Source organism: Microbulbifer variabilis, from assembly GCF_052468405.1.
Genome location: NZ_CP174343.1, coordinates 2,349,943 through 2,364,164, shown reverse-complemented (window position 1 = coordinate 2,364,164; position 14,222 = coordinate 2,349,943). Strand labels below are relative to the sequence as shown.

The 14,222-nt window shown below is 50.8% G+C and carries 11 protein-coding genes; 5 read left to right on the top strand and 6 right to left on the bottom strand.

All coding sequences use genetic code 11. From position 1 onward, the window contains the following. Window positions 1–520 precede the first annotated feature (520 nt). Entirely contained in the window at window positions 521–1,909 is a 1,389-nt protein-coding gene (locus ACJJJB_RS10910; RefSeq protein ID WP_445366232.1) for an MFS transporter, read from the top strand. 329 nt (window positions 1,910–2,238) lie between these two features. On the opposite strand, the gene acnB is transcribed toward ACJJJB_RS10910, so the two are convergent. Further along, complete coding sequence (acnB, locus tag ACJJJB_RS10905; protein ID WP_026305073.1) at window positions 2,239–4,854, bottom strand: bifunctional aconitate hydratase 2/2-methylisocitrate dehydratase; 2,616 nt, start codon at window positions 4,852–4,854, stop codon at window positions 2,239–2,241. A 310-nt stretch (window positions 4,855–5,164) separates the two neighbouring features. Between acnB and ACJJJB_RS10900 the strand changes: the two genes are divergently transcribed. Further along, the gene (locus ACJJJB_RS10900; protein ID WP_282953125.1) at window positions 5,165–5,620 is read left to right on the top strand and encodes a DUF1289 domain-containing protein; all 456 of its coding nucleotides are present in this window, start codon (window positions 5,165–5,167) and stop codon (window positions 5,618–5,620) included. 134 nt (window positions 5,621–5,754) lie between these two features. On the opposite strand, the gene ACJJJB_RS10895 is transcribed toward ACJJJB_RS10900, so the two are convergent. Beyond that, window positions 5,755–6,690: a hypothetical protein gene (locus ACJJJB_RS10895; protein WP_445366231.1), complete on the bottom strand. Its 936-nt coding sequence runs from the start codon at window positions 6,688–6,690 to the stop codon at window positions 5,755–5,757. Between the two features lie 225 nt (window positions 6,691–6,915). Here ACJJJB_RS10895 and ACJJJB_RS10890 point away from each other — a divergent pair, with 225 nt between their 5' ends. Next, window positions 6,916–7,533, top strand: coding sequence for a MiaE family protein (locus ACJJJB_RS10890; RefSeq protein ID WP_445366230.1), 618 nt, complete (start codon window positions 6,916–6,918; stop codon window positions 7,531–7,533). Window positions 7,534–7,536: 3 nt separating this feature from the next. Here ACJJJB_RS10890 and ACJJJB_RS10885 read toward each other — a convergent pair whose 3' ends face one another. Continuing rightward, entirely contained in the window at window positions 7,537–7,797 is a 261-nt protein-coding gene (locus ACJJJB_RS10885) for a DUF3081 family protein (RefSeq protein WP_445366229.1), read from the bottom strand. 77 nt (window positions 7,798–7,874) lie between these two features. Between ACJJJB_RS10885 and ACJJJB_RS10880 the strand changes: the two genes are divergently transcribed. Further along, window positions 7,875–8,336 (top strand): DUF3429 domain-containing protein, encoded by a 462-nt coding sequence (locus tag ACJJJB_RS10880; RefSeq protein WP_445366228.1) that lies wholly within the window; start codon window positions 7,875–7,877, stop codon window positions 8,334–8,336. 1 nt (window position 8,337) lies between these two features. Here the strand turns inward: ACJJJB_RS10880 and ACJJJB_RS10875 are convergent, their stop codons facing one another. Beyond that, entirely contained in the window at window positions 8,338–8,793 is a 456-nt protein-coding gene (locus ACJJJB_RS10875) for a DUF2269 family protein (protein WP_353376734.1), read from the bottom strand. 1,087 nt (window positions 8,794–9,880) lie between these two features. Between ACJJJB_RS10875 and ACJJJB_RS10870 the strand changes: the two genes are divergently transcribed. Next, window positions 9,881–10,342, top strand: a complete 462-nt coding sequence (locus ACJJJB_RS10870; protein ID WP_353376735.1) for a YpsA SLOG family protein — start codon at window positions 9,881–9,883, stop codon at window positions 10,340–10,342. Between the two features lies 1 nt (window position 10,343). On the opposite strand, the gene adiC is transcribed toward ACJJJB_RS10870, so the two are convergent. Together adiC and ACJJJB_RS10860 are read right to left on the bottom strand one after the other, a co-directional pair. Then, on the bottom strand, window positions 10,344–11,849 hold the full coding sequence (gene adiC, locus ACJJJB_RS10865) for an arginine/agmatine antiporter (protein WP_445366281.1): 1,506 nt from the start codon (window positions 11,847–11,849) through the stop codon (window positions 10,344–10,346). Then, window positions 11,846–14,152, bottom strand: a complete 2,307-nt coding sequence (locus tag ACJJJB_RS10860) for an Orn/Lys/Arg family decarboxylase (protein WP_020413182.1) — start codon at window positions 14,150–14,152, stop codon at window positions 11,846–11,848. Before ACJJJB_RS10860 ends, adiC begins: the two co-directional genes overlap by 4 nt. Window positions 14,153–14,222 lie beyond the last annotated feature (70 nt).

Sequence of the window (14,222 nt, the reverse complement as noted above, 5' to 3'; positions counted from 1 at the left end):
CAATTACCCCCTGGACAATGAACGCAGTGATACTGTTGAGCGTGCATGCAAGGGGAGTGAGTCATGTTTTCTGCAACCGTTATTCCGACATTTTAAGTGTGAACGGCGAGTAGCATTACAGTCATAGCGATTTTAACTTCGATGTGTCACGTCGAAATTTATGAATAGTTAATGCATTTATTTGGTTTTATATTAGGCCGCTAGGTTTTCCTGATTTCAATCTGTTGGTGTGTTGTTCTTGTGAACTCCTCTTTTATCTCCAGTAATGGGCTGTGGGGTCTTGTCGTTCTTTTATGTGAAATTTTAAAACGGTAGTGGCTTTCATTTATAGCGCTAAGTTGATTTTTATATCTTGTCTGCGGGGAGTTGTTTGCATAGTTTATGTGTTTGTTTAATTTCCATTGGCGAGATATCGTGTTATTGGTATCTGTACATAAAAGTTAAAGCAATTATTTTTAACTGGGAGGAAAGGGTGGTGTAAAATGTTTAAGATATATTGAATGGTTTCTAGAGCAAAGTGATGGGGCGTTATAATAGTCTGTTGTCACGGCAGCACTATTGGGGGCTGTCGGTACTTTTTCTGGCCGTTGTCCTTGTGGCGGGTGATTTCACTGCGTTCTCTCCAGCACTCCCGGCTATTGCTCATAGCTTTTCTAGTGATATTGCGACAATCCATTGGGTAGTTAATGCCTACTCTTTGATTTATGGCGTAATAATAGTGGCGAGTGGTCGTTTTGCAGATATTTATGGCCGCCGGCGTATTTTTTTGGTGGGAGTTTTCATTTTTGCTATTTCTTCTCTGGCAGGTGGCTTGGCGGAGAAGCTTTGGGTGTTGTTTCTCTGTCGTGCCCTGATGGGACTTGCAGGAGCCCTGATATGGTCCGCAGTCCTTGGGATGGCGTACAATCTTTTGCCGCAGGAGCGGGCGAGTTTTGCCGGGGGGTTTATCCTGGCTGCACTTGGCCTGGCTACTGCTTGTGGCCCTGTGTTGGGTGGTTTTTTCACGGAGTACTTAAGTTGGCGCTGGATTCTATTTATTAATGTACCTATCGCATTGCTGGTCTTTCTTCTTGGGTGGAATAAGTACCCAGTGGATACGTTTGGCAAGGTTAATAATCATATCGACTACTTAAGTATGCTGGCACTTTCCATTTCACTGTTTTGCTTTCTGCTGGCAATGGATGTACTGGCGCAATACAGTATTAAAAACTTTCTGGTTTTACTTTTGCTGTCGGCTTTCATATTGTTATTTTTGGCTTTTGTTTATACAGAGAAAAGGGCAAAAACTAATGCTCTTGTGCCGTTGGGTTTAATTGAAAACGCCAGCTTTTTATCCGCCGGATTTAGCGTAATGCTAGTGGCGGCAGCTTTCTTTGCAACGCTTGTTTATATTCCGTTACTTTTTATTAGTGTGCATCATTACAGTGCTCTTCAGGCGGGGGTTGCGCTATTGCCAATGATGGTAACTACGGGAGTTTTTGCTTTTATTTCTGGATTCCTGCATGAAAAGTTGGGGGCAAGGCTGTTGATATGCGTTGGAGCTTTAGGCATGAGTATCGGCCTTTTCTGGCTGTCAACGCTCAAAGGGGAGATGAGTTACTTTCAGTTTGTGCCCGCGTTACTTTTGATCGGCACAAGTTTGGGAATCTATAGCCCTGCGGTAGTAACTGCTGCTGTTACCGTTGTCGATCCAGCAGAATCCAGTCTTGCGGGTGCTGTAATTTATATGTTTAGGTTTCTTGGTGGTGCAATTGCTCTTGGTATCAATGCCACTATTCTTGCCGTTGCTCATGACCTTGAAACCGGTATTTATAGGGCCTTTTTTGTAGATGGAATTGTTGCTTTTATCGGTTTTCTTATCCCATTGGTTTTCTATAAGAATCAACTTATAAAAATTTTCAGGGAATAGTCGTTTAAGATAATGGCGAAAGGAGAATTCACCATCTCACAGGCCCGCCCTTTTCTTGATTTTCTCACTGAAAGGTAGATGTTTCATTCAATATATAGCTGTTACTTGTTTTTGAGTATTGCTGAATATTGAGGTGGACCTCTGTAGCCGAGGTGACCTGTCAGTTATTGGAAGCAGAGAGATAGCCTGTGGCAGGGCGTAGTGGGAATAAGCAGTGGCTGCCTGAATAGCACCCTCTCATTGTTGGCTACTGATTGTTAGTACTGTAGGCACAAACAAAAAAGCCCCGCCAAAAATGACAGGGCTTTTCCATAAGGCAGAGCTACTGCTTAAACAGCAACGTCCTGGATCTCAGTAGCGGCAATGCGCTTGCCTTCTTCGGCAGACTTCTGGAAGTCTTCAATCTGGTCGAAGTTCAGGTAGCGGTAGATTTCGCCGGACATGGAATCCAGATTCTTCGCGTATTCCTGATACTCAGCCGGAGTCGGCAGTTTACCCAGAATGGCGCCCACAGAAGCCAGCTCGGCGGAGGTCAGGTACACGTTAGCACCATCGCCCAGGCGGTTGGGGAAGTTGCGGGTGGAGGTGGACAGCACTGTGCTGCCAGGGGCCACACGTGCCTGGTTACCCATGCACAGGGAACACCCGGGCATTTCGGTGCGGGCACCGGATGCACCATAGATGTTGTAGTAACCCTCTTCCATCAGCTGATGCTCGTCCATTTTGGTGGGCGGAGCGATCCACATACGGGTGGAAATGCCACCTTTGTGTTCCTGCAGCAGCTTACCGGCAGCGCGGAAGTGGCCGATGTTGGTCATACAGGAGCCGATAAAGACTTCATCTACTTTATCACCGGCAACGTCGGACAGCAGGCGAGCGTCGTCTGGGTCGTTCGGGGCGCAAACGATCGGCTCTTTGATTTCGGCCAGATCGATTTCGATGACTTCCAGGTACTCCGCGTCGGCGTCCGCTTCCATCAGTTTCGGGTTGGCGAGCCACTCTTCCATGGCGCGCGCACGGCGCTCCAGGGTGCGCTTGGAGCCGTAACCTTCAGCGATCATCCAGCGCAACAGAGTGATATTGGAGCGCAGGTACTCAGACATGGTCTCTTCAGACAGCTTGATGGTGCAGCCAGCTGCGGAGCGCTCGGCGGAGGCATCAGACAGTTCGAAAGCCTGCTCTACCGTCAGGTTTTCCAAGCCTTCGATCTCGAGGATGCGGCCGGAGAAGATATTCTTCTTACCTTTCTTCTCTACGGTCAGCAGGCCCTGCTTGATGGCGTACAGAGGAATGGCGTGTACCAGGTCACGCAGGGTAATGCCAGGTTGCATTTCGCCCTTGAAGCGCACGAGTACGGACTCGGGCATATCCAGTGGCATAACACCGGTTGCGGCAGCGAAAGCTACCAGACCGGAACCTGCCGGGAAGGAGATACCCATGGGGAATCGGGTGTGGGAGTCACCGCCGGTACCTACGGTGTCCGGCAGCAGCATGCGGTTCAGCCAGCTGTGGATGATGCCGTCAGCCGGGCGCAGGGAAACACCACCGCGGTTCATGATGAAGTCCGGCAGGGTGTGCTGGGTGTCGATATCGACGGGCTTGGGGTAGGCCGCAGTGTGACAGAAGGACTGCATCACCAGGTCGGCGGAGAAGCCGAGGCAGGCCAGGTCTTTGAGTTCGTCACGGGTCATGGGGCCAGTGGTGTCCTGGGAGCCCACAGTGGTCATTTTCGGCTCGCAGTAGGTGCCCGGACGGATACCTTCAACGCCACAGGCTTTACCAACCATCTTCTGTGCCAGAGTGTAACCCTTGCCGGTGTCGGCGGGCTGTTCAGGCTTGCGGAACAGCTCGGAAGGCGCCAGGCCCAGGGCTTCACGGGCTTTGCCGGTCAGGCCGCGACCGATAATCAGGTTGATACGGCCACCAGCCTGAACTTCGTCCAGCAGTACATCGGACTTCAGCTGGAATTCAGACAGTACTTTGCCGTCTTCCGCCAGGATCTTGCCGTCGTAAGGGCGGATCTCGATAACGTCGCCCATGCCCAGTTCGTCAACGGGAGCTTCGAATACCAGCGCGCCGGCATCTTCCATGGTGTTGTAGAAGATCGGGGCAACTTTACCGCCGATACAAATACCGCCACCCTTCTTGTTGGGTACGCCCGGCATTTCTTCACCGAAGTACCAGAGTACGGAGTTGGTGGCGGACTTACGGGAAGAGCCGGTACCCACTACGTCGCCAACGAAAGCAACGGGCAGGCCCTTGGCTTTAACTTCTTCAATTTGCTTCAGCGGGCCGGTAACGCCAGCTTCTTCCGGCTCCAGGCCATCGCGCTTCATTTTGTACATGGCCAGCGCGTGTAGGGGGATGTCTGGACGGGACCAGGCATCGGGTGCCGGGGACAGATCGTCGGTGTTGGTTTCGCCGGTTACCTTGAATACAGCAACTTTGATGCTCTCAGGCACTTTGTTGCGTTTGGTGAACCACTCGGCATCGGCCCAGGACTGCAGTACTGCTTTGGCGTGTTCGTTGCCGGCTTTGGCTTTTTCTTCCACGTCGTGGAAGGCGTCGAACATCAGCAGGGTGCCTTTCAGCTGCTCTGCAGCCAGCTCAGCCAGCTCTTTGTCGTCGAGCATTTCAACCAAGGTGTGGATGTTATAGCCGCCCAGCATCTGGCCCAGCAGCTCTACAGCCTGCTTGCGGTCGATCAGTGGGGTTTCCGCTTCACCCTTAATGATGGCGGACAGGAAACCGGCTTTAACATAAGCTGCTTCGTCAACACCTGGCGGTACGCGGTGAGTGAGCAGCTCAACTAATTCTTGTTCTTCGCCTTTTGGCGGATTTTTCAGCAACTCAACCAGGCCAGCTACTTGCTCGGCGTCGAGCGGCTTCGGTGGAATGCCCTGTTCGGCGCGTTCTGCGACGTGTTTACGATAGGCTTCAAGCACGGATAAGTCCCTCTCGGTGTGTGGGGTGGCACCATCAGCGGGTGTAATTCCCAGTCTATGCATCACAGGCTGCTGGGATTTTTTTTTCGAGGCCGCTGAAGGCGGGTGGCGAATACTACAGGAAAGCCTTACTGCTGTTAAGTTTATCGAAAAATCAATAATTTAAGTGAATTACGACTATTAATGGAGTGAATTTTAGTAGGTATGGTAGTAATCGTCTTAACACTTTTCTTGCCGGTCGAAACAAAATAGTCTACGCGCAATATTGATCCAGGCCATGGGGGCCTGGATGGCTGCAACTGGTTAATCGATGTACAAAAAAGTCCGCACACCCTGCATTGGGGTTTGCTCAACGGGAATAGGCGACGATGTTTGCCGAGGCTGTAAGCGATTTGCCCACGAAGTGATCGACTGGAATGCCTATACCGAGGAGCAGCGCCGTATTATTGCTGAGCGGCGTGAGGGCTATTTGGTGAATGCGGTGCGCAGCCAGTTAGAGATTGTTGATGAAAAGCGCTTTGTGGCGCAGCTGTATCATCAACAAATCCGATTTGATGACAGCCAGAGCCCTTATTGCTGGGTGTTCGAATTGTTGCGTGCGGGCGCCAGCCAAATTAATGATTTACGAGAATACGGCCTGAGCCCAACGCCCCAGGCACGTGGCGTGCCCCTGGTAGAGGTGCGCCAGCGTATTGATGAGGATTTTTACGCTTTATCAGTTGCCTACTACCAGCGTTTTGTTGCTCCCGGCGTCATCAAGGGCTGATATTGCGTGGTGGGGTGGCAGTACTTCTCGAAAATACACGGCCTGTTCAAGTAGAACTTGTAGCGAAACTGAGAGCTGGGTTTTCTATTGGGTTGTTATAGTTTCTAAAAATGAAAAAGCGGCCTCCCAGGATTTTACCTTTGCTCCCGCAAGAATACCCGCAGTGCGGGAAGGAATGCCTCGGTAGAGAGCGCCAGATCGCGCCTTTGGCGGCGCCGACTCAGGCTGGGCTGGTGATCTACCCGGGTAAACTCTGGCAGCTGTCCGGCCTCATTTCCCTCCACCAGGATCGGCATGGATGAATAACCAACCTGATGGTATTCATCTTCTTCTCCAGGTTCATGGCTATAAAAAATCTCTGCCACCTGAAGGTTGGGGCGGCTCTGCACTTGTACCTGGCGCAAATCATCCTGTTGGCTCTTGTGCAGGCCAGCGAGTAGCTGCCGCTGGTATTGAATACCGGGATCAGACCCTAGCGGGTCCAGCTGTACCAGTTTCTTTTCACACCACTTTACACTCACCTTGCGAATCGATTTGCGTGCCTTTATCCAGGAAAGGGTGATGGCATCGGGCCGCCTGGCGCAAAGCAGTACCAGCCGATAGCACTGGCGCAGGTGGGCGCGGGGGAAACCGGCATCTGCCAGTACCTCCCGCACCGTGCGATCTCTCTCTGCCACTGGTCGCTCCCCAAGTACCGCCCGGAAATCGGCAATAGCCGCACTAAAGCTCTCTTTATGGGTATTAAGCTGCTGTGCCAGCCTCAATGTCTTTTGGGGTACTGCGAGAAGTCCGGGAAGCTGCAGGGTTGCGCGGGCATCGCTGCCAGAATCCACTGGCTCTGCATAGTCCAGCTGGGTATAGAGAGCACCAGCCAGTGAAAATGGCCGTTCGAAACTTTGCCCTAGAGCCAGGGCTGTCTCCTGTGCGAACTGAGGTTGCAATAAGTAATGCTGCCAGGGCTTGCCCGCACTTTGCAGTTGCTCCAGAGATTCGCGCAGTTGCCCTGCGCTACTGTGGAGCTGCTCCAGTAAAGGGGCGATTGTGCGGGCCAATTCGCGGTGATCTTTCATTGACATTGTTTTGGAGGGTTTTTGAAAATCTATATTAATTCACTTAATAAACCGTTATCAATCTGAATATCCTGAGCTGGGTACCAATTTGTACCTTCTGTCGGTGTCGGTTGTGGTCAATAGTAGGGGGAGTCAAAGGTGACTTAGCGGATAAGCCTGCGTTTCTTTGAGCAGGCCGCTATAATCCCGCGCCAAGTGATTTACTCCAGTTGAAATATCTATCTTATGAGTGCCCAAGTCCCCGACCTTTCCGCTATCTATGAATTCCTGCTGTGCTCAACCCCGGATGCCTGGATTGAAGCGGCGCTGGCCGAGCCTGAAATGATGTTGGTTGACCACGCGAACTGTGAAAAGAAAGCGGCGGGCACTGCGCTCAACTTGATGTTCCGCTACCTGAATGACTTTGAGTTGCTGAACAAAATGTCGCGCTTGGCTCGCGAAGAGTTGCGCCATTTCGAGCAGGTGCTGGCCATCATGGAAAAGCGTGGCATTGCCTATCCCCATGTAAGCGCTTCCCGCTATGCGGCGAGTCTGCGCGCGGAAGTGCGCACTACTGAGCCGGATCGTTTGGTCGATACTTTGATTTGTGGTGCGATTATTGAGGCGCGCTCCTGCGAGCGCTTTGCCAAGATTGCCCCTTTCCTGGATGAAGAGCTACAGAAGTTTTATCTGTCTCTGTTGAAGTCTGAGGCCCGCCATTTCCGTGACTATCTGCACCTTGCCAAGAAGGCCGCGGGTGAAGATATCGAGCACCGGGTGCAGGCCCTGTTGGAAGTGGAGAGGGATCTGGTCCAAAGTAGCGATGGTGAATTCCGCTTTCACAGCGGAGTGCCGGAGCACTGACCCTCAGTTATTGTCGAGGCTGGCGATTAATTTAAGAAACTCCCCAAGATCTCTGCTGTTTTCATAGTCTACCGAATATTTGTTATGGAAAAAGACGGTTAGTTTTACCTTGGGTGAACTGATAAAAACCGTATAACCGTCAAAGTCGGTGCTCATCGTCAGCCCTTGGAAATGCCAGCCATCGGCCTCCTTTTGCCCTTCTTTGGTGGCCCGATCGAAGACCCGCAGTGCCTGTTTGACGTCGACTTTGTGTTCTTCTTCCATAAGCTTGATCTCGTGCCACTAAACTAGTTGTTCTAATTGGAGATTTCTTGCCGGACTGAACAGGAAGCTTAGACAACATGGATAGTCATGGCTATCAACAACCTGTAGTGGATACCCGCCTGTTTGATGCCCTGGCATATTTGGGGCTTGCTCCCTTTGTCATAGGCATATTGCTGCAGTTGCTGGAAATTTCACTGCTGGGTATTGATGGGCGCCTGTTTTTTTCCGCATATAGCGTGGTTATTCTCAGCTTCCTCTGCGGTATTTGGTGGGGAGGAGCACTGAATCGCCCTGGCCATCCTCACCGAATTGCCCTGGTGTTACTCAGCAACCTGGTAGCTCTATTTGGGTGGGTAGGGATGTTGCTATACCAAACTTCTTGGGGGCTTCCTGTTCTGGCTATCGGCTTTGCTTTTGTTGCCTGGATGGAGGCGCGGCTGAATCCAAATCTACCCGGGCGCGAACAGTATTTTCACACCCGCAGCAGGGTGACCTGGCTGGTGATTGGGTGCCACTTGATTATGATTTGGGCGCAGTAGATTACAACGCGGGCTTGGCCACCATCAGGTAGACAATAGCTACCGTTATTGGAAATGCGGTAGCCCCAAGCAAACACCAGATGCGCATAATTTTACCGGTTTTCCTCTTGCATGACCCACTGTCTGTATGAGCGCGTAACTGATACTGCAAGTACACCACTGGTAACCACAGCAGGAACATAACTGCAGTGAGCCCCGTAGCAACTTGCAACCAAGCTTGCTGCATCCAGACTGGATGGATTGTCAGCATACCAATAGCGCTGCCCAATAGTCCCAGTACAGCACTACCGGTAAATATCCAGTCGGCGGCTACAGTTTCCCGGCTTACCCAGCGGAGGACCTGTGAGTCTCCGGATAGCCAGCCGCGAAAGGTATACCAGGCAATGCCGGTACCAGTACCCAGGATGATAATCGCACAGAGGATATGCAGAGTTTTTAGTATCAGATAGTAGTTCATGAGTTTGCCTAGCGTAATGCTCGCCTAACGTAGGGGGTGCCGATAAAGATTTCAACGGGGAGGTAGATCTGAAATTAGTAACTTCTGAATAGTTTCACAATATCTTTGTGGTTTTTCAGATCTGCTTGGCGGGGTTATTTAGCGGTTCACCTTTTCTATTATGGATTCTAGGTGATGAGATTAAGTCTCTTACATAAGCATTATCACAAGCTTTTTTATAGCCTGTAGGACAATCTAATACTGCTATATTTCACCTATGCGGAAACCGCCAATAAAGGTTGTGATTGTTAATAACCCTGAATGGGGCCCGATCTATCTTTAAAAACTGCTTGTATACAAATATAGCCAGGTAGAAATCTGTTTTTTGCCTGCTTAATTTTCCCATTGGTAAAATGGTAGGTTTTCTCTATCTCTGGGTATATTTTGAGCGACGTACATGATCGGGCTAGGTGGGGTGTCACTGTCGCCCGCCTGATGCCAGGCACAATCATGTGATTGAACTATTTTTTCCTATGCTTTTAGCATTCGTCGCGTATTTAGTTTCCTGCAAGTTGTATGAAAATCAAGTCGCACCCTGGTGACAGGGTTATGCTTATAGGGAGGCAGAGTGATATTTCGTTTACTGTTTGTAGTAGTGTTTATTGCGATTGGTTTTGTTTTAGGCGTGTTATGGAAGGGCATGAGCTTCAAAATGATCCCATGAAGCTCACAGAGTCACTGAGGCTGTAAGAAACACCTGAAGCTGTCGGATCTTTCCCGAAAGGTACTATTCTATATCGTTACACGTCTGGTCCATCTACTCCTACATATATAGTTTTTGTAAATACGAAGAATGTGAATTTACTGGAAGCAATTGAATTTGAAAACTCAATGACGGTCATCTCCAATGAGTAGCTATGTCGAGTAGCGATGGCAGCGAGTAACGGTAGAGTAATACTTAGCGTATGAATTAGCCCTCCGAAAGTGATTTCTTACTCCTTTTGGGGGTGGATTTCATACGAAGCTGCGCCTTACTTGTAACCGATTAGATGGCTATAAATGTCGGTGGTTATTTGTTGGCTCCTGAATATGAGAGGAGGATAAATTTATGTTTTGGCCAAAGAAAATTATCAGTGGGGGGCAAACCGGAGCAGATGTTGGTGGGTTGATAGGCGCCAAACGTGTAGGGATTCCTACTGGAGGCTGCGCACCACTGGGTTATTTGACTGAGGAAGGTGCCAGGCCAGAGATGTTGAAATCTTATGGGTTGGTAGAAAGTCATTCGGCAAACTATGAGGAGCGCACCGAGGAAAATGTTAAAAACTCTGATGCAACTCTGATCCTTGCGACAATGCCTAGTAGTGATGGAACTGCCCTTACTCTATATTACTGCCAGAAATTGGGTAAGCCCTGTATTTTGGTGAATCCATGGCGAAATTGCATTGTAGAAATCCGCGATTTTATAAATTCTGTGAGGCCGAAAGTTCTTAACATTGCCGGTAACAGGGAGTCTATATCACCTGGGTTAGCTGATAAGACAGCAGACATAATTCAACGGGTTTTTTACTGATCTAAGTACTTTCGCTTGTTTTATGGTCTGAATGAATCATTCGCTCGATGGGTTGTGGTGCCCGCAGGCGCAGATCCAAATTTTTATATTGCCCGACCGATATCCAGAAGAAAATACATAGTGCACCGATGGTGACAGTCAAAGTGAAGTAATGTACCCAGGCGGGTTCGGGACCGCCAGGCAGCAAATGCTTTTCTTCCACGCTGCGGCGACGATTTAATATCAGTGCATAAAAAATGACGGTGGTGATGACAAAAATTAAAGACCAGCGTGTTTGTTGTGCGTTTGATCCAACCAGTGCGATCAGGCAATAAACTGCAGCTATAAGCAAAATAACGGTGAAAATACTGTATTCATGATGTGGCATTTTTCCGTATGCGAGTATCTTGAGTGCCACTGCAGAATAGATATAGGGCAATAGCGTCATTATTACCGCTACCGAAGCGATCTTGCCAAACTGCTGGCTGGCGCTGGGGGAAATAGTAGCGAGTACCAGTAGTGACATCAGTATTGCGACAAGAGTAAGGCCCGCGGAGGGCACTCCCTTATTGTTGGTTCTGGCAAAAATACTGGCAAACAGCCCATCGTCGGATGCGGCTTTAGCAGACTGCCCCACAAGTAGAATCCAACCGCCAAGAGAACCGATACAGCCGATGGCTGCACATATCGCAACTATATTCGCGGCGGTGTTACCGAGTGCCAGACGGGCAGCGTCGGCAAATGGGGCTGAGGAAGTCAGCAGTTCTTTATTGGGGACCATTCCCATAATGACCGATGAACTCAGCACATAAGCCACTGATGCAATCAGAACGCCACCTACGGTTGCGATAGGTACATTTCGAGTAGGATTTTTAACAACAGCAGCAGATACAGAAGCTGTTTCAACACCGATAAAGGCCCATAGGGTAAAGGTGAGGGTAGTCATTACTGCGCTGATATCACTTTTGCCGGATACGTTCCAGCTTGAACTAAAAGTCTGGCTATCGAACCAGAACCAGCCAAATATGGCCGTGCCCAGGATAGGGATTAGTACCAGGCTAGTGGTCAGGGATTGGATGCGTCCTACAGTGCGTGGCCCCAGGATATTGGCATAGGTAAGTAGCCAGATTAGTGCTACTTGGGCCAGGGCGAACGTAAGAGGATCTTTGAGTGGGGGAAAGAAGTGCGTGATGTAACCTAACCCAGCAGTAATCAGGGCGACATTGCCAATTACGTTGGCCAACCAGTAAACCAGGTTGGTCTGGTAACCGATATAGTCACCGAAGGCTTTGCGTGCATATGCATACGGGCCACCAGCGGCTGGATCTAAGGCGGCGAGGCGTGCAAAAACCAATGCCAGGGCTACAGCGCCGACAACAGTTACCAGCCAGCCTATCAGGGATATGCTGCCCACTACGGCCAAATTGGCAGGTAGCATAAAAACCCCGGAGCCCATCATATTGCCTGCCACCATGAGGGTGGCTGGTAGCAGGCTGATCTTACTTACTTCGCTGGGGAGCTGGGCTATGGCTGCACCTCCGGCCTCAGGGCATAGATATGATAGCGCCCATTGCGAACTTCCACGCCGTGATTGTCATGGCTAAAACCGGGAAATTCGCGATCGAAGGACTCCAGTACCTGCAAATATTTCAGAGCGGGGCTATCTGCAGTGCCAAAGTTCTCACCCGGCATCAGTAGCGGAATGCCGGGAGGGTAGGGGGTTACACCGGTTGCCGCAGTGCGCCCAGCCAGCTGGTTCAGTGGCAGCATCTCCACATCCCCACGTACCAAAGCCTCGTAAGCCTGAACGGGGCTGCAGTCTGCACCGGGTAGGGCGGAAAAACCTGCTGACATTGTTGCGGTGCTACGCAGCTTTTTCATGCCGGCGAACATTTTGTCGGCCAGGTCGCGCAGGCCAATATCGCCATAGGTTGGATGCTTTTTAAGTAGATTTGGCAAGCATTGGCTGATGGGGTGATTGGCGTCGTAATCCCGCTTAAATGCGAGTAGGGCGTTAACTAAAGTGCCCCACTTGCCTTTGGTGATGCCAATGGAAAACAAAAACAGAATGGTGAAGTCTGTAGTTTTCTCGACGATTATTCCAAGATTATCAAGATATTTACTAATGATACTGGCTGGTATGCCCCATTTATCCAGCTCTCCATTGCGCTGCATGCCGGGGGTGGTGATAGAGACTTTGATGGGGTCTAGCATGCAATAGTTTTTTTCCAGGTTGCCGAACCCGTGCCAGGACTCACCGGGATCTAGCAGCCAGCAAGCTGCTTCCTTACACAGCAATTCAGCGGGAGCTGCGTGAAATGCATAATTGTGTCCGCTACTGGGATCGGTTACCCGATCCGGTTGCCAGCCATCAAAAAACCACTCGCCTTTGTCCTCATACTCCCTTTTTAGACGTGCCAGTACCTGGCGAAAGGCCACGGCTTCGGCAATGGATTCACCAGTTAAGGCGGTGCCGCCAGGACCATCCATCATGGCGGCACTGACGTCGTTGGAGGCCATGATGGAATAGAGCGGAGATGTAGAGGCGTGCAGCATAAATGCCTCGTTAAAGCGTCCGTGCTCGATGGGACTGCGCCCATCGCGAATATGTATCATGGAAGCCTGGGAAAGCGCGGCGAGTAATTTGTGCGTGGACTGGGTGGCGAATTTGGTGGGTTTCAGGTTGGGCTCTGGGTCGTCGCTGTCGTACATGGCGAATCGATTCCGGTATATAGGATTGAACCGCGCATATGCGTACCAGGCCTCATCAAAATGCAGGCGGTCTACCGATTCCCCCAGCAGTTCTTCCACCCTACGCACGTTATAGCAGAGGCCGTCATAAGTGGAATTGGTAATCACCGCATGCACTGCCCGCTGGCCATCCGCCATTTTGGAGAGTGGGTTCTCTTGGATGGCCTGGTCTACCGCTCCCTTGGTCAGTTGCTCAGGCGGTATTGGACCAATCAGGCCGTAATGATTGCGCAGTGGCACCAGGTAGGCCGGTACGGCGCCAGACATGGTGATCGCATGTTCTACCGATTTGTGGCAATTGCGATCGCACAGCGCCAATTGCCCGCGGGTAACGGAAGCCATCACTATCACCCGGTTGGAAGTGGAGGAACCGTTGGTGACATAGTAGGTGCGGTCTGCACCAAAAACCTGCGCTGCGTAGTGTTCCCCTGCAGCGATAGGCCCTGTGTGATCAAGCAGTGATCCTAACTCGGTTACCGAGATAGACAGGTCGGAGCGCAGCATATTTTCGCCGAAGAAATCGTAAAAAGCACGGCCGGCGGGGGATTTTAAAAAAGCGGTGCCGCCGGTATGCCCCGGTGTATGCCAGGAATATTCATGCACGCGGGCAAAATGAGTGAGGGCAGAAAACATGGGCGGCAATACCGCCTGGCGATAGCGCTCTATGGCCCCTTGGATACGCCCGCTGATAAAGGTGGGAGTGTCCTCCAGCATCCAGATGAAATCGTTGGCCAGTTCCAGTGCGCGGCGCGGCATATTGCCAACTGTCTCGCGGTCGGCGAGTAAAAAGACAGGCAATTGCAGATTGCGCGCACGCAACTGCTCCAACACGTGCAGGGCGGGGTAGTCGCCGTCACCAGGAAGTTCCCAGTTCAATAGCAGACACTGGATTGCGGGATTGGCTCGCAGCATGGCGCTGGCATCGTCACTGGAGACAGTGGTGATTAAGTCAATGCGACGAAGAGCCAGCTCCTCCTCAAGACGTGCCGCTGCGCGCCCAGGAGCGCTGTTGCTGGCAATTTCTCCACTGGCGAGAAGTGCCAGCAGAGAGTTGGGGACCTTTTCTCCAAGTTTGTGCATCACTTCCTGTCCCTTAGGCGCCTACCCAAAACGGCGGAGGGTGAAAAATATAATTTTCTCCCACAGATAG

What these genes read in the sequence shown, in the direction of transcription:
- ACJJJB_RS10900 (WP_282953125.1), top strand. Translation starts at nt 5,165, where the DNA reads ATGTACAAAAAAGTCCGCACACCCTGCATTGGGGTTTGCTCAACGGGA.
- ACJJJB_RS10880 (WP_445366228.1), top strand. Translation starts at nt 7,875, where the DNA reads ATGGATAGTCATGGCTATCAACAACCTGTAGTGGATACCCGCCTGTTT.
- ACJJJB_RS10860 (WP_020413182.1), bottom strand. Translation starts at nt 14,152, where the DNA reads ATGCACAAACTTGGAGAAAAGGTCCCCAACTCTCTGCTGGCACTTCTC.
- ACJJJB_RS10890 (WP_445366230.1), top strand. Translation starts at nt 6,916, where the DNA reads ATGAGTGCCCAAGTCCCCGACCTTTCCGCTATCTATGAATTCCTGCTG.
- ACJJJB_RS10885 (WP_445366229.1), bottom strand. Translation starts at nt 7,797, where the DNA reads ATGGAAGAAGAACACAAAGTCGACGTCAAACAGGCACTGCGGGTCTTC.
- ACJJJB_RS10870 (WP_353376735.1), top strand. Translation starts at nt 9,881, where the DNA reads ATGTTTTGGCCAAAGAAAATTATCAGTGGGGGGCAAACCGGAGCAGAT.
- ACJJJB_RS10895 (WP_445366231.1), bottom strand. Translation starts at nt 6,690, where the DNA reads ATGAAAGATCACCGCGAATTGGCCCGCACAATCGCCCCTTTACTGGAG.
- ACJJJB_RS10910 (WP_445366232.1), top strand. Translation starts at nt 521, where the DNA reads ATGGGGCGTTATAATAGTCTGTTGTCACGGCAGCACTATTGGGGGCTG.
- ACJJJB_RS10875 (WP_353376734.1), bottom strand. Translation starts at nt 8,793, where the DNA reads ATGAACTACTATCTGATACTAAAAACTCTGCATATCCTCTGTGCGATT.